General features: G+C 67.6%; 17 protein-coding genes and 1 pseudogene. 13 read left to right on the forward strand and 5 right to left on the reverse strand.

Annotation, left to right across the window (positions count from 1 at the left end):
• Positions 1–583 (forward strand): substrate-binding domain-containing protein (locus ACWDS7_RS19945; RefSeq protein ID WP_451930467.1); only part of this gene is annotated, 583 nt, incomplete at its 5' end.
• A gap of 31 nt (positions 584–614) precedes the next feature.
• Here ACWDS7_RS19945 and ACWDS7_RS19950 read toward each other — a convergent pair.
• Complete coding sequence (locus ACWDS7_RS19950) at positions 615–1,148, reverse strand: RICIN domain-containing protein (RefSeq protein WP_451930468.1); 534 nt, start codon at positions 1,146–1,148, stop codon at positions 615–617.
• Between the two features lie 233 nt (positions 1,149–1,381).
• Positions 1,382–2,197 (reverse strand): crotonase/enoyl-CoA hydratase family protein, encoded by an 816-nt coding sequence (locus ACWDS7_RS19955; protein WP_451930469.1) that lies wholly within the window; start codon positions 2,195–2,197, stop codon positions 1,382–1,384.
• A gap of 401 nt (positions 2,198–2,598) precedes the next feature.
• Between ACWDS7_RS19955 and ACWDS7_RS19960 the strand changes: the two genes are divergently transcribed.
• The 10 genes from ACWDS7_RS19960 (at position 2,599) to ACWDS7_RS20005 (ending at position 19,747) form a co-directional block, all read left to right on the forward strand.
• Entirely contained in the window at positions 2,599–4,149 is a 1,551-nt protein-coding gene (locus ACWDS7_RS19960; protein ID WP_451930470.1) for an acyl-CoA synthetase, read from the forward strand.
• Between the two features lie 186 nt (positions 4,150–4,335).
• Positions 4,336–5,223, forward strand: coding sequence for a Zn-ribbon domain-containing OB-fold protein (locus tag ACWDS7_RS19965; RefSeq protein ID WP_451930471.1), 888 nt, complete (start codon positions 4,336–4,338; stop codon positions 5,221–5,223).
• A complete protein-coding gene (locus tag ACWDS7_RS19970) occupies positions 5,224–6,243 on the forward strand; it encodes a thiolase domain-containing protein (protein ID WP_451930472.1) in 1,020 nt (339 codons plus the stop codon).
• A gap of 2 nt (positions 6,244–6,245) precedes the next feature.
• Positions 6,246–7,397 (forward strand): thiolase domain-containing protein, encoded by a 1,152-nt coding sequence (locus tag ACWDS7_RS19975; protein ID WP_306858840.1) that lies wholly within the window; start codon positions 6,246–6,248, stop codon positions 7,395–7,397.
• A gap of 21 nt (positions 7,398–7,418) precedes the next feature.
• A complete protein-coding gene (locus ACWDS7_RS19980; protein ID WP_451930473.1) occupies positions 7,419–9,014 on the forward strand; it encodes an acyl-CoA synthetase in 1,596 nt (531 codons plus the stop codon).
• Positions 9,015–9,495: 481 nt separating this feature from the next.
• Positions 9,496–17,925 (forward strand): DNRLRE domain-containing protein, encoded by an 8,430-nt coding sequence (locus ACWDS7_RS19985; RefSeq protein ID WP_451930474.1) that lies wholly within the window; start codon positions 9,496–9,498, stop codon positions 17,923–17,925.
• A 48-nt stretch (positions 17,926–17,973) separates the two neighbouring features.
• Complete coding sequence (locus tag ACWDS7_RS19990; protein ID WP_451930475.1) at positions 17,974–18,390, forward strand: hypothetical protein; 417 nt, start codon at positions 17,974–17,976, stop codon at positions 18,388–18,390.
• Between the two features lie 171 nt (positions 18,391–18,561).
• Complete coding sequence (locus ACWDS7_RS19995) at positions 18,562–18,807, forward strand: polymorphic toxin-type HINT domain-containing protein (RefSeq protein WP_451930493.1); 246 nt, start codon at positions 18,562–18,564, stop codon at positions 18,805–18,807.
• Positions 18,808–18,912: 105 nt separating this feature from the next.
• On the forward strand, positions 18,913–19,332 hold the full coding sequence (locus ACWDS7_RS20000) for a hypothetical protein (RefSeq protein ID WP_451930476.1): 420 nt from the start codon (positions 18,913–18,915) through the stop codon (positions 19,330–19,332).
• A gap of 103 nt (positions 19,333–19,435) precedes the next feature.
• A complete protein-coding gene (locus tag ACWDS7_RS20005) occupies positions 19,436–19,747 on the forward strand; it encodes a hypothetical protein (protein WP_451930477.1) in 312 nt (103 codons plus the stop codon).
• An 8-nt stretch (positions 19,748–19,755) separates the two neighbouring features.
• On the opposite strand, the pseudogene ACWDS7_RS20010 reads toward ACWDS7_RS20005, so the two are convergent.
• Positions 19,756–20,119 (reverse strand): annotated as a pseudogene (locus ACWDS7_RS20010) (IS630 family transposase); the annotation flags it as partial.
• A 39-nt stretch (positions 20,120–20,158) separates the two neighbouring features.
• On the reverse strand, positions 20,159–20,443 hold the full coding sequence (locus ACWDS7_RS20015; RefSeq protein WP_451930496.1) for a hypothetical protein: 285 nt from the start codon (positions 20,441–20,443) through the stop codon (positions 20,159–20,161).
• On the opposite strand from ACWDS7_RS20015, the gene ACWDS7_RS20020 reads away from it, so the two are divergent.
• Entirely contained in the window at positions 20,324–20,593 is a 270-nt protein-coding gene (locus ACWDS7_RS20020; RefSeq protein WP_451930494.1) for a hypothetical protein, read from the forward strand. The two genes, ACWDS7_RS20015 and ACWDS7_RS20020, sit on opposite strands and share 120 nt — an antisense overlap.
• 53 nt (positions 20,594–20,646) lie before the next feature.
• Positions 20,647–20,919, forward strand: coding sequence for a hypothetical protein (locus ACWDS7_RS20025; protein ID WP_451930478.1), 273 nt, complete (start codon positions 20,647–20,649; stop codon positions 20,917–20,919).
• 91 nt (positions 20,920–21,010) lie between these two features.
• On the opposite strand, the gene ACWDS7_RS20030 is transcribed toward ACWDS7_RS20025, so the two are convergent.
• On the reverse strand, positions 21,011–21,310 hold the full coding sequence (locus ACWDS7_RS20030) for a tyrosine-type recombinase/integrase (protein ID WP_451930495.1): 300 nt from the start codon (positions 21,308–21,310) through the stop codon (positions 21,011–21,013).
• Positions 21,311–21,359 lie beyond the last annotated feature (49 nt).

A 21,359-nucleotide genomic window follows, 5' to 3' on the forward strand; every position in this document is an offset into this window, starting at 1 on the left:
GGTCGACCTTCGCGTCCTCTCGAATCATGAAAATAATTCGGGTTGGACAGACCGTGGTGCCCACAAGACCGTTAATCACCTGTCGCGGGTCGACGCGGGGGCCTCGCGCATCGCGCTGCTCACCGGCACCGAGCCCGACTCCTACACCCTCGACACCGAGAGGGCGTATCGATCCTGGGCGGCGGCGAACGGCAACCCTGTGATCATCGAGGCGCTCCAGCCCGGAGAGAGTCCCGCCGTGGCCGCCGAGCGGCTGCTGTCCCGCCCGGACCGTCCCGACGCGGTGCACGGGCTCAACGAGACGTACGGCGAGGCGCTGCTGGGCGCCGCCCGCAGGCTCGGCCTCTCCATTCCCGGCGACCTGCTGGTCACGATCATGTGTGAGACCGCCGAGGACAAGCACTGGGAGGTCCCGCTGAGCGTGCTCAGCCTTGAGGCGGAGCGCCGCGGGGCCGTGGCCGCCGCCGCGCTCGTCGACCTCCTGAGCGGCGAGGAGCCGGGCAGGCTCCGGGTCCCCACCCGCCTGGTGATCAGGGAGTCGACCAGCCGCCCCGGGGCCGGCGACACCGGCGGCGGGACGTGAGCGCCGCCGGCGTCGCGCTCCGGCGACCGGCTCAGCCGAGCTTCCACTCCTGGTTGGCCGCCCCGCCCCAGCAGGTCCACTGGATCACGTCGGCCCCGTCCCGGGTGCTGCCGCCGTAGACGTCCAGGCACTTGCCGCTGTGGCGGGCGACGACGGTGAAGTAGCCGTTGTCCTTCTGGACGAGCTCCCACTGCTGGTTGGCCCCGTTCCCGCAGGTCCACTGGATGACGTCGGCCCCGTCCTGGGTGCCGCTGCCGTAGACGTCCAGGCACTTGCCGCTGTGCCCGGCACGGATGGTGTAGTAGCCGCTGTCGGTCGCCACCAGGCGCCACTCCTGGTTGGCGCCTCCGTGGCAGCTCCAGTGGATGACGTCGGCCCCGTCCTGGGTGCCGCCGCCGTAGACGTCCAGGCACTTGCCGCTGTGCCGGGCGACCAGGGTCGCGGTGAACCTGGTCTCGGGCTCCTGCGGCCCGTCGGCGGCGGACGCCGCCGGCAGGCCGGCGAGTGGGGCGGCGAGCAGACAGGCGGCGAGGGCAATGGCCTGACCAGCGCGGACGAGTGTCATCGGGCCTCCTGAGGCGCGTCGAAGATCAACTCGTTCTTCGTAGCACGAGTCACCCGCCGTGTCGGTGAATCACGCTCCGTAACCGAGGTCGTGTCGTGGCCCGGCGGGCCGCACCCGCCGTGTCGGCAGCCGCGGGTGGCCGAGGACGCCCACCGTGTCGATCGGGCCCGCCCGCCGTGTCGGCCGCGCTCACCTGCCGTGAGGGACGGGCTCGCCCGCCGTGTCGGCCGTGCTCACCTGCCGTGGTAGACGGCCGGGCGCTTCTCCCGGAAGGCCCGGGAGCCCTCCTTGGCGTCCTCGGAACCGATCACCGGCCAGCCGATGCCGTCGGAGACCTTCAGGGCCTCGGCCTCGGGCAGGCCGAGGGTCTCGCGGTAGGTGCGCAGGATGGCCTGGACGGCGAGCGGCCCGCACTCGCTGATCTGGCCGGCGATCTCCAGGGCGGTGGCCAGGGCCTGGCCGTCCGGGACGACCCGGTTGACCAGGCCCATGCTCAGCGCCTCCCGGGCGGTGACGGACCGGCCGGTCAGGAGGAGGTCCATGGCGAAGGCGTAGGGGATCTGGCGCGGGAGCCGCACCGCGGAGCCGCCCATCGGGAACAGCGCGCGGCGGGCCTCGAACAGGCCGAGAGTGGCGGACTCGGCGACCACCCGCAGGTCGGTGCCGACGAGCAGCTCGGTCCCCCCGGCCACGGCGTAGCCCTCGACCGCGCAGACGATCGGCTTGGCCGGCAGCGCGGCGCAGTCGCGCAGCAGGCCCTTCCAGTGGAAGTCGGGGATCTCCGAGGCCCGCTGCCGGACCCGGGGGTCGCTCGACGGGGTGCCCATGGCCTTCAGGTCGGCGCCCGCGCAGAAGGTCCCGTCCGCGCCGGTCAGCACGGCGACGCGGACCTCCGGCTCGTCCGACACGTAGGCCCACGCGTCGGCCAGGCCGACCAGCATGTCCGAGGAGAGCGCGTGCTTCGCCTCGGGCCGGTCCAGGGTCACGACGACGACGTGGCCGGCGCGCTCGACGCGGCAGTGCGGGGTGCTGATCGGCAGAAGTTCCACGGGGTCGGCCTCCGTTGTGTTAACAAGCGCTTGTTAGGTAATCCTAGATCCGGCGCGCCCGCTCCGCCAGGCCGCCCCTCCCGCGGTGACCGGCGCCCGCTCTGCCAGGCCCGCCCCTCCTGCGGCGACCGGCACCGGCCGCGGCCTTGTCCGTCCGCCCCCGCTGACTCAAGGTGTTCGGTAGGAGGCCCAAAGTGTCCGGCGGCGCGGAGGGGCGGAGGTGCGCCCGGGTTCACGGTCTAGATCAAGCGCTTGCTCGGTATGTCTCGGGCGGGTTAGTCTGCCCCTGCGTATAAGAACAGATTCTTGTTCCATCCTCCCCGCGCCGCCAGAGTTTTTCGCAATATCGAGAACGTGATTCACTTCGGCGGTCCGGGCCTTTCGGCGAGAGAGGATTTCCGATGGGCACGCTCGGTTTCTGGAGACTGGCGCAGGCGGATCCGGACTGGATCGCCGCCGTGGATCCGGACGGCACCGAACATCGCGCCGGTGACCTGCTCGCCCGTGCCAACCGCCTCGTGCACGGCCTCCGGGAGCTGGGGCTCAAGCCCGGCGACGGCCTGTGCGGCCTGGTCCCGAACGGCGCCGACGGGCTGGTGCTCTATCTGGCCGCGCTGCAGGCCGGGTGGTACTACACGCCCGTCAACTGGCACCTCACCGGCCCCGAGATCGGCTACATCGTCGCCGACAGCGAGGCACAGGCGTTCTTCGTCGACGAGCGCTATGCGGAGGAGGGCCTGCGCGGCGTCGCGGAGTCGGGCATCGACCGCGCCCGCGTTTTCGCGTTCGGGCAGGTGGAGGGGGTCCGGCCCGCCTCGGACCTGACCGACGGCCGGTCCGCCGCCACCCCCGCCGGCCGTACGGCGGGCGCCACCATGCACTACACCTCGGGGACCACCGGCCAGCCCAAGGGCGTGCGCCGGCCGCTCAGCGGCCTGGACCCCGACGACGCGGCCGAGATGATGACGTTCCTGCTCAGCATGTTCGGCATCACCCCGGGCAAGGAGAACGCCCACCTGGTCACCTCGCCGAACTACCACACCGCGGTCACCCAGTTCGGCGGTACGGCCCTGCACATGGGCCACACGCTCGTCTACATGGACCGGTGGGACGCCGAGGAGACGCTCCGGCTCTGCGAGCGGTACCGCGTCAGCAACTCGCACATGGTCCCCACCCACTTCAAACGCCTGCTCACGCTCCCCGAGGAGGTCAGGAGCAGATACGACCTGTCGTCACTCCGGTGGATGATCCACGCCGCGGCGCCCTGCCCGGTCCCGGTCAAGTGGGCGATGTTCGAGTGGTGGGGCGACTGCATCTACGAGTACTACGCCGCGACCGAGGGCGGCGGCACGATCGCCACCCCCGAGGGCTGGAAGAAGCACCCGGGCACCGTCGGCACCGCCTGGCCGATCAGCGAGCTGCTCATCGTGGACGAGAACCTGGAGCCGGTCCCGGCGGGGACCCCGGGCACGATCTACATGAAGATGATGGGCGTCCGCTTCGAGTACAAGGGTGACCAGGCCAAGACCGAGGCCGGCCGGCTGAAGGACCACTTCACCGTCGGCGACATCGGCTACCTCGACGAGGAGGGGTTCCTCTTCCTCTGCGACCGCAAGGCCGACATGATCATCTCGGGTGGGGCCAACATCTACCCGGCCGAGATCGAGAACGAGCTGATGGTCCACCCGAAGGTCGCCGACGTGGCGGTGTTCGGCATCCCCGACGAGGAGTGGGGCGAGCAGATCAAGGCGGTGGTCGAGCCCGCGCCCGGCGCCGCCCCCTCGCCCGAGCTGGCCGCCGAGATCCTCGGATCGCTCAAGGGCCGCCTGTCGAAGATGAAGTGGCCGAAATCCATCGACTTCATCGAGGAGATGCCCCGCGAGCCCAACGGCAAGCTCCTCAAACGCAAGCTGCGCGACCCGTACTGGGAGGGGCGAGACCGTGCGATCTGAGCGATCCGCCGGGCCGGACGCGTCCGCGTCCGGCGGAGTCCGGCGCCCGGCGGAGGGGCCCGGTGGCGATCGGCGCCCGGCGCGGACGTCCGGCGACCACGCCCGGCGCCCAGTGGAGGAAGGACGCGCCCGGCGCCCGGAGGAAGAAGGACGCGCCCGGCGCCCGGAGGAAGAAGGGGAGCGCCGATGAGCCTGGAGGCACGGCACGTACTGGAGTTCCCCGGCGGCTACACCCGCACGACGGGGCCGGTGATCGGGCGCTTCCTCACCGAGCTGCGGGACGGGCGCATCGTCGGGGTCCGCACGGCGGACGGCCGGACGCTGGTGCCCCCGCTGGAGTACGACCCCGAGACCGGTGACGCCGTCACCGGCGACTACGTCGAGGTCGGTCCGGCCGGAACGGTGGAGAGCTGGGCGTGGGTGCACAGCCCGCGCGCGGGTCACCCGCTGGACCGTCCCTTCGCCTGGGCTCTGATCCGGCTGGACGGGGCCGACACCTCGCTCGTCCACGCGGTGGACGCCGGCGACGTCAAGGCACTCCGCCCCGGCCTGCGGGTCCGGCCCCGCTGGCGGGCCGGGCGCACCGGGCACATCACCGACATCGAGAGCTTCGTCCCCGAGGTCACCAAGATCGTGTCACCGGTCCGGACCGAGTACGTGATGCGGCCGGGCCTGGCGCTCGCCCGCTTCCTGGAGGGGGTCGCCGGAGGCGTTTTCGTCGGCTGCCGGTGCGGCTCCTGCCACAAGGTCTACGTGCCCTACCGGCTCTCCTGCCCCGAGTGCGGCATCGCGATCACCGAGGAGGTCGAGGTGCCGGACACCGGCACGATCACCACCTTCGCGATCAACAACCTGCCCGACCCGCGCGCCCCCGAGGTGCCGTTCGTCTCGGCCTACGTCCTGCTCGACGGCTCGGACGTCCCGATGATCGCCCTGGTCGGCGGGGTCCCCGCGCACGAGGTGCGGCAGGGCATGCGGGTGCGGGCCGTATGGGTCCCCGAGGAGGAGCGGACGCAGTCCATGGCCAACATCAAGTGGTTCGCCCCCACCGGCGAGCCGGACGCGGAGCTGTAGATGCGTGAGGTAGCGGTCGTCGCGTTCGCGCAGACCCGGCACAGCGCGACCGACGAGGGACAGAGCGAGCCCGAGCTGATCCTCCCCTCGCTGGAGGAGGTCCGGCGGAAGACGGGGCTGCGGAAGTACGGCTTCACCTGCTCGGGGTCGTGCGACTATCTGGCGGGCGCGCCGTTCTCCTTCGTCTCCGCGCTCGACGCGCTCGGCGCCTGGCCGCCGATCTCCGAGAGCCACGTGGAGATGGACGCCGCCTGGGCGCTGTACGAGGCGTGGGTCAGACTCCAGCACGGTGACGTCGACTCGGCGCTGGTCTACGGCTTCGGCAAGTCCTCCCAGGGCGACCTGCGGGAGATCATGACGCTCCAGCTCGACCCCTACTACCTGGCCCCGCTCGGCCTCGACCAGGTCTCCTACGCCGCGCTCCAGGCTTCGGCCGTCAAGGCCGACCGCGCCCGGCTGGACGAGATCGTACGGCGCAGCCGCGCCGCCGGCCGGGCCAACCCCCACGCCCTCGACCTGCCCGACCCCGCGGGCGAGGACTTCGAGGTGGAGCCGCTGCGGCCGTACGACATCGCCCCGGTCACCGACGGCGCCGCCGCGGTGGTGCTCGCCGCCGGGGACCTTGCTAGAGAGCTGTGCGAGAACCCGGCCTGGATAACCGGCATCGCCCACCGCATAGAACCGCATTACCTGGGCATGAGAGATCTCGCCCGGTCGGCCTCCGCCGCCGAAGCCGCACGAGCGGCGGGGGTCGGCAAGGGTCACGTCGACGTGGCCGAGATCCACACCCAGTTCAGCCATGAGGAGCTCATCCTCCGCCAGGCGCTGGAGCTCGGTGAGGACACGCTCGTCAATCCCAGTGGCGGCCCCCTGGCGGCGAACCCGGTCATGGCCACCGGGCTCATCCGGATCGGCGAGGCCGCCCAGCGCATCCTCGACGGCGGCGCGGCCCGCACCGTCGGGCACGCCGCCGGCGGTCCCTGCCTGCAGCACAACCTCGTCACCGTGATGGAGGCCTGACCATGGGTAACCGCTGCGCGGTGATCGGGATCGGCCAGACCCACTACACGACCAAGCGGCGGGACGTCTCCATCGCCGGGCTGGTCCGCGAGGCGGCGCTGCGCGCGCTGGAGGACGCCGAGCTGACCTGGAAGGACATCGACGCCGTCGTCATCGGCAAGGCGCCCGACCTGTTCGAGGGCGTGATGATGCCGGAGGCGTACCTGGCCGACGCGCTCGGCGCCGCCGGGAAGCCGATGATGCGCGTGCACACCGCCGGTTCGGTCGGCGGCTCCACCGCGCTGGTCGGCGCCTCGCTGATCCAGGGCGGCGTGCACGGCCGGGTGCTGGTGGTGGCCTTCGAGAAGCAGTCGGAGTCCAACGCGACCTGGGCTCTGTCGACGCACCTGCCGTTCAGCGCCTCACTGGTGGTCGGCGCGGGCGGTTACTTCGCCCCCCACATCCGCGAGTACATCCGCAGGTCCGGCGCTCCGGAGCACATCGGCCACCTGGTGGCGGTCAAGGACCGGCGCAACGCGCTGAAGAACCCCTACGCCCACCTGAAGATCCCCGGGATCGACCTGAGAATGGTCGAGTCGACCCCGATGCTCTGGGAGCCGATCCGCTACCTGGACACCTGCCCGTCCTCCGACGGCGCGTGCGCGATGGTCCTGTCCGCCGAGGACAAGGTCACCGGCGCTGCCCCCGCCTGGGTCCTGGGCACGGCGATGCGCTCCGAGCCGATCTTCCGCGCCGGGCGGGACACCGTGAACCCGCAGGGTGGCAAGGACTGCGCGGCCGACGTGTACCGGCAGGCCGGGATCACCGATCCGCGCCGGGAGATCGACGTGGCCGAGGTGTATGTCCCCTTCTCGTGGTACGAGCCGATGTGGCTGGAGAACCTCGGCTTCGCCGCGGAGGGGGAGGGGTGGAAGCTCACCGAGTCCGGGGCCACGGCGCTGGAGGGCGACATCCCGTGGAACGCCTCCGGCGGGGTGCTGTCGAGCAACCCGATCGGCGCGTCCGGGCTGATCCGGTTCGCCGAGGCGGCGCTCCAGGTCAGGGGGATGGCGGGGGAGCACCAGGTCGACGGGGCCAGGCGGGCCCTGGGGCACGCCTACGGCGGGGGTGCCCAGTTCTTCGCGATGTGGATGGTCGGCAGCGACAGACCCTGATCTCCCCCCAGGAGGGGCCCGATGGAGTTCAACCACGCAGATCTGTTCGAGGGGCTCGCGGACGCGATCGGGGAGCGCACCGCCGTCGTCTGCGGTGACAGCCGCCTGACCTACGCCGAACTGGACGCGGAGGCCAACCGGCTCGCCCACCACCTGGCGGGCCGGGGCGTGCGGGCCGGGCAGCACGTCGGGATCCACCTCTGCAACGGCGTCGAGTATGTCGTGGGACTGCTTGCCACGCTGAAGATCCGGGCCGTGCCGGTCAACGTGAACTACCGCTACGTCGAGGCGGAGCTGCTCTACCTCTACCAGGACTCCGACATCGTGGCGCTGCTGTTCGACGTGGAGTTCGACGACCGGGTGGCGGCCGTGGCCCCGCGGGCTCCCGAGCTCAGGCACCTGATCGCCGTGGGCGGCCCCTCCCGGATCGAGGCGGCGGTGCCGTACCGGGAGGCGCTGGCGGGCGCGCCGGCGACGCGGGGGTTCCCCGAGCGGTCGGGCGACGACCTCTACATCATCTACACCGGCGGCACGACCGGGATGCCCAAGGGCGTGATGTGGCGGACCGAGGACCTGTTCTTCGCCTTCGGCGGCGGCAACCCCTACGGGGATCCGCGTGCCACGCCGCAGGAGGTCGTCGAGGCGGCCATGACCTCCGAGCCGATGACCATGATGGCGGCGGCCCCGCTGATGCACGGCGCGGCCCAGATGGCCACCTTCATCACCTGGTGGCTGGGCGGCACCATGGTCTACGTCCGCAAGTTCGACCCGGCCGCGGTGCTGCGGGCGATCGAGCGGGAGAAGGTCCTCACGGTCAACATCACCGGCGACGCGATGGCCCGCCCGCTGGCCGACGAGATCGCCACGGGCGCCTACGATCTGTCGTCGCTGTTCGTGCTCAGCTCCACCGGCGCCATCCTGACCGGCTCCGTCCGCGACCGCCTCCAGGAGCTGCTCCCCGGCAGGATGATCATCGACAGCTTCGGCTCCAGCGAGTCCGGCTACACCGCCTCGGCGGTCCCCGGCTCCGCGCCCGAGTCGGGACAGCGCTTCCAGTCCAACGCCACCTCCAACCTGGCCGTGCTCAACGAGGCGCTGGAGCCGGTCAAACCCGGCGGGGGCGAGCTGGGCACGGTCGCCAAGAGCGGCCGGATCGCCTCCGGCTACTACAAGGACGAGGCCAAGACCGGCCGGACCTTCGTGACCGACAGGGCGGGCGTGCGCTGGCTGCTCACCGGCGACATCGCCCAGGTCGAGGAGGACGGCACCATCACGATCTTCGGCCGTGGCTCGGTCTGCATCAACACCGGCGGGGAGAAAGTCTTCCCCGAGGAGGTCGAGGCGGTGCTCAAGGGACATCCGGAGGTCTTCGACGCCGTCGTCACCGGCGTCCCCGACGAGCGCTGGGGCAGCCGGGTAGCCGCCGTGGTCGAACCCCGGCCGGGGACGGCGCCGTCGGCCGCGGAGCTGGACGCCCACTGCCGGCAGCGGCTCTCCGGCTACAAGGTGCCCCGCGTCTTCGCCTTCGTCGAGGAGATGGTCCGCTCCCCGGCGGGCAAGGCCGACTACCGCTGGGCCAGGGAGACCGCCCAGGCCGCCCAGGACGCGCGGTCCTGACCGGGACGGGACCGTACGGGCCTGGCCGAGGAGTGCTCCGGTCCGGCGGCGGGAGGACCGTCACGGCCCGCTGCGAACTGAGGTCATGGGCCCGTCCGTCCCGACATGTCGGCTGACCCTACATTTCCCGGGGAGCGGGGTGGTCGATCCCCATTGACCGGGAGAGACAATTGATCATTCGTCGCGGCACGCATCGGTTGTGATTAACGTCACAGTGGATGCTTTGGCCCGTTCCATGAGCCTGGATCGCCTGGGCTCATCTTTTCTCCGTCGCGGGGCTTCTCGGTGTTCGCGCACATCAAGGGCTGAGTCACTGATCAGTGTGTCGATGATGGGACGAATAAATCGGTGAAGTTTCACCGGACGTTACATCCGATATATGTCATTGCTTACAGTGATCATTTACTCGGGTTAACCAGATTCTTACGATCAAGGCGTTTTGCCCCCACTTGACCTCTCTGATCTCGTGAGTGGAGCCCGCGTGCGCCTGTTACCCCCCGACCCCTCCGCCCAGTCCCGGATATCCGGGCCCGAGTCCTACCGGAGCCGTAAACGGTTACGGCGACGGCGTGTGATCGCCACCGCGATCGGTGTCACCCTGCTGGCGTCGATGGCCCCGGCCGGCCCGGCGCTGGCACAGACCTCTGCCGCCGCGGCCGGGCCGGGGCTGCTGTCGCAGCTGGCCTCCGGGATCGGCGGCCTGTTCGCCGAGACCCCGCGCGGGCGGATGCGTGCCGGCGCGGGTGCGGCCGCGCTGCCCGGCCGGACAGGCGCGACCACGCCGGGTAAGCCGGAGCCGCCGGGCAAGCGGGTCAAGGAGCTGACCGGCAAGCGCTTCGCCCACGGCACGGTGTACGAACTCGAAGACGGCCGGCGGCAGGTGGAGCTGTCGACCGTGCCGCGCCACTACCGGGACGGCGGCGGTAAGTGGCAGCCGATCGACACGACGATCGGCGCGACCTCCGATGACGGGTTCACGCGCGGCAACGACGCCACCGGTTTCTCCTCCCGGTTCGGTGACGCCACCGGCAAGCTCGCGAGGATCAAGGCCGGGGAACGGCAGCTGACGCTCGGCGTGGCCGGTGACTCCAAGCAGATCATCCCGGAGGTGAAGGGCTCCACCGTCACCTACCGGGGCGTGTGGGACGGCGCGGACGTGGTCTACAAGGTCACTCCCGAGGGGGTGAAGGAATACCTCGTGCTGTCCAAGCCGCCGGCGGCCGACGCGGAGTTCGCCTTCACCGTCAAGACCGGCGGGGTCGCCGCGCGGCAGAACCCGGACGGGTCGGTCGTCTTCGACGCCGACGACGGTTCGGGGGCGGCGTTCACCATCCCGAAACCCTTCATGATCGACGCCACCGATGATGTGGCCTCGCCGTACGGCAAGCGTTACAGCACGGCGGTGACGCAGACCGTCGCTCAGCAGGGCGCCGAAACGACGATCACGCTGAAGCCGGACGCGGCCTGGCTGGCCGCGCCGGACCGCAGGTGGCCGGTGGTGATCGACCCGACGATCAACCTGGGTGCCGACAGCCCGAGCAACACCTACGTCGATTCGGCCTCGCCGAGGGCGAACTTCGACTCCTCCTGGAAGCTGCCGGCCGGCAAGACCGCCACCGGCGTCAACCGGGCGCTGCTGTACTTCAACTGGCCCAGCGGGGACGTGCTGCCGCTGGGCGCCCGGATCGACCAGGCGAAGCTGGAGACCTACTTCGACCAGGCACTGGGGACGGCCGGGCCGGTGACGGTGGAGGCTCACGAGATCACCTCCGAATGGGACTCCTTCACCGCTACCTGGAACACCCAGCCGGCCTTCTCACCCACGGCGGCGGCCACGGTGACCAAGAACGCCGGAGAACTGTCGCGCTGGCACTCCTTCGACGTCACCACGGTGGCCAACGCCTGGGCCGCCACCACCGACCCCGCCTGGGGCTTCCTGCTCAAGGCCGCCGACGAGACCTCCACCGCGAAGCTCGGTGGTCCGGTGTACGAGGCGAGCGAGAACGTCTACGGCGGCGACGCGATGCTGGGCGAGAACGCCACGCATCCCCGGCTGCTGATCACCTTCGGCACCCCGTCGGTGCAGCTGAAGCAGCCGACGGTGGCCACGTCGGTGGGCGCGTCGCTGTCGTGGACGCCGTACGCCGACCCCACCCCGGACGACGCCGCCGACGATCTGGCCGAGTATCGGCTGTATCGGTACTGCCCGTCGGGCTGCCAGCTCAGTGAGGGCTCGGCCGACATGGACCCGCAGCTGGTGACCACGCTGCCGGCCGACGTGACCTCTTATACCGACACCAGCAGCGGCGCCGACCCCGAAGCCGCCGCCGATCCGGCCTACACCCACGAGGCCACCTACTGGGTGGAGGCGGTGCTGGCCAACGGCAAGACCTCGGCGTCCCAGGAGATGCGGGTCATCCTGCCCCGGCCGGGCCAGGTGACCAAGGTGATCGTCGCCGGCGCCGACACCACGTTGGCCTCCGGCGAGCCATCCGCCGGCCACGACACCGTCGACGGCCAGAAGCGGCTGCAGGTCGGCAACACCGCCACCACGCTGGGCAACACCCGCGCGGTGGTGGACTTCGACGGCTTCGCCACCCAGATCCCGGCCGACGCCCAGATCAGCGAGGCCACCCTGTCGCTGTGGGCGGCCACCGCCACCGGCTCGGGCACCACCTTCAACGCCCACCGGCTCACCAAGGGCTTCGACGGAGCCGCCACCTGGACCAAGGCCGACGCCGCCACCGCCTGGACCACACCCGGCGGTGATTTCACCGCCACCGCGCTCAGCGGCGTCTCGGCCGTCACCGCGCAGCCTCGCTGGCAGCAGTGGAACGTCACCGACGCCGCCAAGGCCTGGATCGCCGACCCGGCCGCCGACCACGGTCTGCTGGTCAAGGTCGCAGGCGAGGCCGGCACCGCCAAGCAATCAGTGCAGTTCCTGGCCTCCGAGACCGACGAGCCGCTGCTGCGGCCCCGGCTGCGGGTGACCTACGCCGAAAAGACCGACGGCTCGGCCACCTTCTACGCCCCGGGCACTCCCGAGCGGCTGGACACCGGCGCCACCCGCCAGGTCACCGTCGCCCTCACCAACACCACCGCCCAGACCTGGCCGGCCGCCTCGACCGCGCTGTCCTACCACTGGAAGCTGCCCGACGGCACCGAGATCTCCGCTCCCGCCAACCAGGTCAGAACCCAGCTGCCGGTCGACCTGGCGCCGGGGGAGTCCACCGTGGTCCACGCCACCGTCAAGGCCCCGGCCGTCACCGGCGAAGGCGGCAACAAGGCCGAAGCCGTGGACCTGGTGTGGGACGTCCAGGACACCGTCACCAACAACTGGAAGTCCGCCTCCCACCAGTTGCCGCAGCTGCCGCAGCAGATCCGCGTGGACTCGCCGACCTCCGACCTGCTGGGGGCGGAGAAGTTCTACGCCTACACCGGTAAGAACACCGGCGCCGGGTCCACCGCGTTGGTCAACCCGTACGCGGGCAACGTGGTGTGGAACTACAACGCCTTCTCCAACCCCTCGCGCGGTGTCTCCACCTTCGTGCGGATGACCTACAACAGCCTCGACACCAGCGCCTCGGCGATGGGCTACGGGTGGTCGTTGCAGACCTCGACGTTGCAGCGGCTCGGCTCGCAGGTCTACTTCCACCCGCCCGGCCAGAACTGGCCCTCCCAGGTGCGGTTGACCGATGGCGACGGCACCACGCACGTGTGGACGCTGGACACCCACGGCGCCGACGTGCGTGACTGCACCTACGCCACCTGCGACTACACCCATCCGCGCGGGATCCACCTGTATCTACAGAAAGTCGACCCCGCCTCCTTCACGGACCGGGAGCTGGCCGCGCAGCGCACCTGGGTGTTCACCAAGCCCGACCGCACCCAGTTCTTCTACGACCAGGAGGGCTTCCAGTCGGCGATCGTCGACAAGAACGGCAACACCATGTCGTTCGCCTACGAACGGCGCAGGTCCAACAACAAGCCGACCAAGTTCCTGCAGCACATCACCGACGCCGCCGGGCGGCGCACCCTGACCCTGGACTATTTCAAGAAGGGCCAGGACTACACCTACGTCAACGACGCCGGCGCCGAGGTCGCCGACACCAAGCTGACCAACCCGCACATCATCGACAACGTCGAGTCCATCACCGACGTCGCCGGGCGGAAGGTCACCTTCACCTACAGCGACAAGGGCCTGATGGCCAAGATGGTCGACGGCGCCGGTGACGAGCAGGCGAAGACGTTCCGCTTCACCTACGACGCCACCCAGGGCAACAAGAACGTCAAGCTGGTCGCGGTCAAGGACCCGCGGGGCAACTCCACCGCGTTGAAGTACTACGAGGCGCCGGTCGACCCCAAGGACAAGTGGAAGGTCGAGACGCTCACCGACCGGCTCGGCGGGGTGACGCGGTTCGACTACGTCGACCCGGACGGTCCGCAGGGCGGCGTCATCCACGCCACGGTCACCGACCCGCTGCAGCACGCCACCAAATACGTGCTGGACGCCTACGGCCGGCCCGAGTCGATCACCAACGCCAAGAACGAGACCACGGCGCTGACCTGGGACCCCGACCACAACGTCACCAAGCTGACCGAGGCCAACGGCGCGTTCGCCACCTGGGTCTTCGACCAGAAGACCGGCTACCCGCTGGAGCTGAAGGACGCCGAGGCCAACCACAACGGCACGGCTCCCACGGTGCTGGGCTACCAGACCTTCCTGAACGGCTACGTCGCCGACCTGACCGAGAAGACCTCGCCCGAGGGCCGCAAGTGGGCCTTCGGCTATGACGCCAAGGGCAACCTCAAGACCGTCACCGACCCGCTGGGCGTCGCCTCCCCCACGGCGGGCGACTACACGACGTCCTACGACTACGACGGCTCCGGCCAGCTCGTCAGGACGACCGACGCCAACGGCAACCCGGCCGCCTACGGCGACTACCACCCGACCGGCTACCCGGAGAAGATCACCGACGCGTACGACAACGTCACGGTGACCTCGTATGACGTGCGCGGCAACGTGTTGTCGGTGACCGACGCGCTGGGCAAGAAGACCACCCAGACCTACGACATCTTCACCCGGCCGCTGGAGAGCAAGGTCCCCAAGGACCAGGACGCGGGTGAATTCATCGTCACCCCCGCCCCCGTCTACGACCCCAACGACAACATCACCAAGGCGACCGCGCCCAACGGAGCGGTGTCGACCGCGCTCTACGACAAGGCCGACCAGCTGCTGGAGTCGCTGCTGCCCAAGGACACCGACACCGGCCCGGAGCGCAAGGCGTCCTTCACCTACGACCTGGCCGGCAACCTGAAGACGCAGACCGAGCCCAAGGGCAACCTCACCGCCGAGGCCGGTGACTTCACCACCACGTATGTGTACGACCCGATCTACCAGCTGACCGACGTGCTCAACGCCGCCCAGCAAAAGATCACCTACACCTACGACAACGTCGGCAACGTCACCAAGGTGGTCGACCCGCGCAAGAACGCCACCACCGACACCGCCGACTACACCACGATCTCCACCTTCGACCGCAACCACCGGGTCACCCACGTGAAGGACGCCGCCGGCCATCAGACGGTGACCGACTACGACCTGGACGGGCTGGTCGAGGCCGCCACCGACCAGGAGGGCAACACGACCCTCATCACGCTGGACAAGCGTGGCGCGACCGTGGAGACCAAGGTCCCGCACTCGGCCACCGACGGAGTGGTCAAGTACACCGTCACCCAGTTCGTCTACGACCAGGTCGGCAACCGCACCAAGGTCGTCACCCCGCGCGGCGTGGAGACCACCGACGACCCCGGCGACTTCATCGCCGAGACCAAGTACGACAAGCTCAACCGGCCATCCGAGGAGATCTACCCCTTCGACAAGGACGACCCGAAGTACAACACCCCCGACAGCGTCAAGTACGCCTACGACGCCGTCTCGCGGCTCAAGGAGATCTCCGCGCCGCCCTCGCACGGGCAGACCATCCGCAACATCACCACGATGACCTACTGGGACAACGGCTGGTCCAGGACCACCGCCGACCCGTGGGACATCAAGACCACCTACGACTACAACAAGCTGGGTCTGCAGACCAACCGCACCGTCACCTCCGCGGGCGGCTCCTCCCAGCGGGCCCTGAAGTGGACCTACTTCCCCGACGGCAAGCTCCACACCCACTCCGACGACGGCGTGCCGCTCGGCCTGGACGTGGTGCTCGGCGACAACTCCGACACCGGCCAGGTCACCGCCACCGGCTCCTGGACCGTCGTCGGCAGCAGCGGGGGGAGCGGGCTCGCCGCCACGGCCACCGTCGGCACCGGCTTCACCGGCTACGACTACGCCACCGCCCCCGCCGGCACCGGCTCCTCGGCCTTCACCTGGAACCTCACCACCCCGTCGGCGGGCAGATACAAGGTCCACGTCAAGTACCCCACCGGGGCGACCGCGACCAACGCGAAATACACCGTCAAGTACGACGGTGGCGAGACGACCGCCACCATCGACCAGACCTCCAAGGCGGGTGAGTGGGTCAGCCTGGGCGAGTTCACCTTCACCGAGGGCAACACCCACTCCGTCACGCTGACCGACGAGGCCAACGGCACCGTCGCCGCCGACGCGGTCAAGCTGGTGCGCGACAACACCGGTGACACCGACACCGAGAAGAAGGACTTCGAGTACTTCTACGACCCCAACGCCAACCTGACGAAGCTCCGAGACCACTCGCCCACCGCGAAGATCGACACCTGGGACATCGCCTACACCGGCCTCAACCAGGTCGAGCAGATCGTCGAGAAGCTCGACAGCGTGGTGAAGAACACCACCGGCTACACCTACAACGAGAACAGCGCCGTCACCAAGCGCACCCACGACAAGACGGTCGCCACCTACGGCTACGACATCCGCGACCTGGTCGAGAAGGTCACCAACGCCAAGTCGGCGACCGACACCGGCCCGAAGACCACCTCCTACACCTACACGCCCAAGGCCGAACGGCTGAAGGAGACCAAGGCCAACGGCAACACCGTCGACTACGACTACTTCCTCGACAGCCTGCTGCGGCACTCGATCGAGAAGAAGCCCAACGGCACGGTGGTCTCCGAGCACACCATCGGCTACCAGGGCAACCTGCACCGCAGCCGCGACCTGGCCAAGATCCAGAACGCCGACAACCCTGGCGCCTACCTCGAACACGACTACGCCTACACCTACGACCCGCGCGACCGGATCGCCAAGTCCGTCAAGACCCCCATCGGCGGTGGCGCCGCGGAGACCGACACCTACCTGCACGACGCCAACAGCAACGTCTACGACCAGACGGTCCAGGGCAAGCAGACCACCTTCACCTTCGACCGCAACCGGCTGATGACCTCCATCACCGCCGGAGCCACCTCCACCTACAACTACGACCCCTACGGCCGGCTGCGCACCATCACCGGCGGCGGCAAGACCCAGGAGAAATACACCTACGACGGCTTCGACCACGTCACCCGGCACGAGAAGCTCGGCGGCGCCGGCAGCACCGTCACCACCTACACCTACGACCCGCTGGACCGCACCACCTCCAAGACCGAGAAGACCGGCACCGCGGGCGCGAAGACCACCGCCTACTCCTACCTCGGCCTGTCCGGCGAGGTGCTGGACGAGGAGGTCGCCGGCAAGCTCACCAAGTCCTTCCAGTACAGCCCCTGGGGTGAGCGCCTGTCCCAGGTGAAGGTCAAGGCCGACGGCGGCGAGGAGTCCTCCTACTACGGCTACAACGCCCACACCGATGTCGAGACCATCACCAGCGAGACCGGTGATGCCCGCGCCACCTACGGCTACACCGCCTACGGCGGCAACGACGACAAACTCTTCACCGGCGTCGACAAGCCCGACCCCGTCGACCCCACCGCCAAGGAGGAGTACAACCCCTACCGCTTCAACGCCAAGCGCTGGGACAACTCCACCGGCATGTACGACATGGGGTTCCGCGACTACAACCCCAACCTCAACCGCTTCCTCACCCTCGACTCCTACAACGGCGCCCTGGCCGACCTGAGCCTCGGTACCGACCCCTGGACCTCCAACCGCTACGCCTTCACCGGCGGCAACCCCATCACCGGCATCGAAAACGACGGCCACGACCCCTACGGATGCTCACCGAACTCCCCTGACTGCGTAAGCAAAAACAACGCAATCGCTCGCAAGCAGGCCGGGCTCCCCGCCTACGACAAGAACGGCTACGGCGGAACCTACCAAACAGGATCAGGACCTGCTCCGTCACCATCACCACAGCCGTCGCCGCTGGCACCCGTGTCGAATGCAGCTCCTACCGCCAATCCATCCGCAACTCCCAGCCCCATGCCTGGCGAGGACATCAACGCCTACTTCAGGCTCTGCGAGAAGATCGGTCATCAGAATTGCCAGTGGGGTACTTCTGAAGTAGCCGCACTCTACGAGCTGTTCGTAGCGGATTTCGTGAATTGCGCAGGCGGAGACGGCGGGGCTTGCGCGTGGGCAGCCATGTCCGTGGTACCGGTAGGCAAGCTAGGTAAGCTCGCCAAATTCGGTGGGGCAGCCAAAGCGGCACATTTGATCGGCAAAGGCGATGATCCATTGGTCCCCGAGCTCGTCAAGGACATCAATGCCCGCTACCCCGGTCATATCGTGGCTCAGGGGATCGATATCATAGGGTCCGACGGAAAGGTCCTTACCGACTTCGATATCGTGACCAAGAACGCAGTGGTCCAGGTAAAAACAGGTTCGGGCAAGGGTGCCCTGAAGCAAGCGTTGACCACGCAGCGTCTGACGGGTTATCCAGTGATCGTGTATCTTCCGCAAGGGCGCGGGAGCGTCATCCAAAGTCTCGAAAAGGCTGGGATCATGGTCACCAGAGATAAGAATGTGCTGCTGGACGTCCTGGCGCCGTAGCCTTCAGATTCCCCTCTGTAGCTGCCTGACCAACAAGGAGGCGTCGCCATGCGACCTACCATCGTGCTCCTGAGCGATGTGGATACTCACAGGAAGCTCGTGGACCGACTGCGCCATGTCGGCTCCTACAGCGAGGGGGAGTTCTTCGATCGCTTGGAACGAGGGACATGTTCTTTCGGTGTAGACCTATCCGGGGATGTCATCGCCGAGTTCGAGGAGGAGGAAATTGCCGAAATCTCCCAAGAGCTAGGAGAATTCGGCGCAATCCTCATCGAGTACCCCGACATGTCCTGCGTTCGTCGGCTCCTGCCGGAAGCAATTCAGGGGCTTGACGGGCTCCTTGATACAAATCACGGAGAGCTTCTGAGGTACGACCAGGTCCTGGAACGGTTCCGTCTGGACCCTTTCTGGGACTGGAGGAATCACGATCCCGACAAGGCTTGGGGAACAGGGAACGAAACCTGACCTCGAGGTTCATGCGCCCAGCGGGGTTGAAGGTCAACCTCGTGGGGGGCCGTCGGCGCCTCACCCAGAGCGGCAAACAGTTGACGGGACACTCACACGGCGCATGACGCGTCCGGGTCGAGCGGGAATTCTCGCTCGACCCGGCACCACGCTTCCGGCACTCGCAAGCCGATCGAAGATGTCAAGGTCGGCGATGAGGTACCGGCCACCGACCCGGAAACCGGAAGGACCGAAGCTAAGCCCGTCGTCGCACTGATCACCGGCGAGGACGACAAGAACCTCGTCCAAATCACCGTCGACACCGACGGCAAGAAGGGCGGCAAGTCAGGCCTGGTCATCGCCACCGAGATCCACCCCTTCTGGGTAACCGCACTGCGCAAATGGATCGACGCCAAGGACCTCAAGCCCGGCATGTAGCTGCGCACCGCCACCGGCACTCACGTCCAAGTCACCGCAATCAAGAAGTGGACCGCCTACCAGCGCGTCCACAACCTCACCATCGCCGACCTCCACACGTACTATGTGCTCGCAGGCACCACACCGATCCTGGTCCATAACACCAATGGCTGCGGTTCATACTCCAACCTTGTTGGCGGAAACGGAATCACGGCGACCCTTGATGGTGAGGGGATAATGGAGTTGGCGGTCAAGACTGGCCCTGGGACTCCCAGAGGGGGCGAGATGTTCAACTCTGCCCTCGCGCATTTCGGAGGTAAGGTCACAGGTGTTAAGGGCTACTGGCAAAACGGTGGCACCATGAGTGACAATCTCGACTCCTTCAACGCTGCACTTCGCTCAGGAATGTCCCTGGAGGACGCCGCGACGATGGCGACGTTTACAGGAAAAATGTCCACACGCAATGGATTCAACAACAGTGTTGAGTTCGTTGAGCTGCGCGGAAATTACGGACACTACACGAATGTTGGTGTGATCTTCAGATAGCCGGGCGGGTTCTCCCGGATTCGGGGCCCCGCGCGGTGAGCTCGCGCGGGGCCCCGAATTGCTAAGAGCTGCGTCATGCCCGCGATCAAGCTACTCGCGATGTATGTTTGGCGAATCCTTCTGGAAGGATGGACAATTGAATCAAAGTGAATCCATTTCTGATGTTGTCGCAGAGTTGCGTGCAGAGGCAAACCGTGGCTCCAGGGCCATAGAGCTTGCAATTTCAGTTCGGAACCTTCTGGGAAATAATTTTGGCGTTATTTCTTTTATTGCGGTATTCAACGAGGCTTTTGGCATCCCGCTGCACATTCTTCAGCAAGCTCTAGCCTGGCACGAGTTCAAGTGGGGTCAAGTACACATTTCTGATGAAGAGTTTAAATCCCTGATCGATCCATGGATCGACAGATCGGTCTGAGCGGTATTTCAGAAGTTCCGCTTGTAAGCAGCGGGGAGCCAGGGCTGGTCCAGGGAGCCGCAGTGGTCAGTAACCGGTCCAGAGAACGAGCACGGAAGAAGGTGTGGATCTGCCTGAGACGACCGGGCCACGTGACAGCCGTGTTGGCGATGAAAGCCTCGAAGTGCGGCCCGGATGCGTTCCACCGGGTTGTCGTGGGACTGTAGCGCGCCCGTACAGCAGCTCCAGGCAGGGATGCTCGGCCAGGTAGGCGGTGACTGCCTTGGCGTGGTGGATGCTGTCGTTGTCGCAGATCACCACGATCTTCAGCGCGGCCGGGAACGCGGTGATCACCTCATCCAGCAGGCATAGGAAGTCGGCCGCGCACCGGCGGGCCTTGATCGCGGCGGACAGATAACGGCGGTCGGTGTCCTACACCCACGCGATCGGCCCGCCAAGCTGGGCATGAGCGGCATCCAGGAACACCGACGACTGCCGGGGGACGGAGCCTTTGACCTCGCCCGACTGTCCGCGCTGCGCGAGTGGGTCGACGCCAGGGACCTCAAGGTCGGCATGTGGCTGCGCACCTTCGCCGGCATCCGCGTCCAGGTCACCGCGATCAAGAAGTGGACCGCCTGCCAGCGCGTCCACAACCTCACCATCGCCGACCTCCACACGTACTATGTGCTCGCAGGCGACCAGGCTATTCTGGTTCATAATTCTGGTCCCTGCGGCTTTAGCTTGGATGCAGCATCGGCGTCTGGAGCGCTTCCGGATCGTGGAGGATATTCGGTCGCTGGACGTGCTCCTCAAAAGCGCGCGGGGAGAGATGGGAATCCAAATGGGTGGCCAGTGACAACGTGGTAGATATGCGTCTCCCCGATTGGCGCGGGACCAGGTTCACGCCGTCAGGCGGCTTCGTGACATTCCTGGACCAGGAGCAGAGAATGCCTCACGAGACATTCGATGGTAGGTCGATAGAAGTCATTGACTTTTTCGACACAACAAACGGAGAACGCGTAATGGAATTCCGGGATCCGGAATTCTGGACACATGGGTCATTTCTCGCTGTCGCCCTCCCCGAAGGGAAAGAATGGCGGGATGCCGTGGTAAGCATCGACCCTCAAGTTGGCGATATCCCGGTCCATCTAATGCTCTGGGCGATCGAGATCGCGAAGGCAAAAGTGCTTTAGTTGTGAATTTCCGAACGGCCCCTGAACTCCTCATGTCGAGGCTTCCAGGGGCCGCTTGACGGCTACAGCGACCGTGATCGTTTTCTGACGGCTACGGTTCGGGGTGGTCGTCGAGAGCACCTGACATGCGTTCGATGGCATCGCGTTGGAGGCGGAGTCGGACGTGGGCGTAGACGTCGGCGGTGATCGAGATGTGGGCGTGGCCGAGGAGTTCCTTGATCACGACGAGTTCGACGCCCTGCTCCAGGAGCAGGGTGGCGGTCAAATGGCGTAGGTCGTGGAAGCGGATGCGTCGGAGGCCGGCCTGGTCGAGAAGGCCACAGAAGCGGCGGGTGAGGTTTGCGGGATCAAGGCCGCGCAGAGAGCACAGTGGACGGCTGGAAGCGCGCAGAAGGGCGGACGCTCCCGCGCGGCGAACATGGAAGCTGACTGGTGATTAA

This window comes from Streptosporangium sp. NPDC003464, assembly GCF_053588315.1.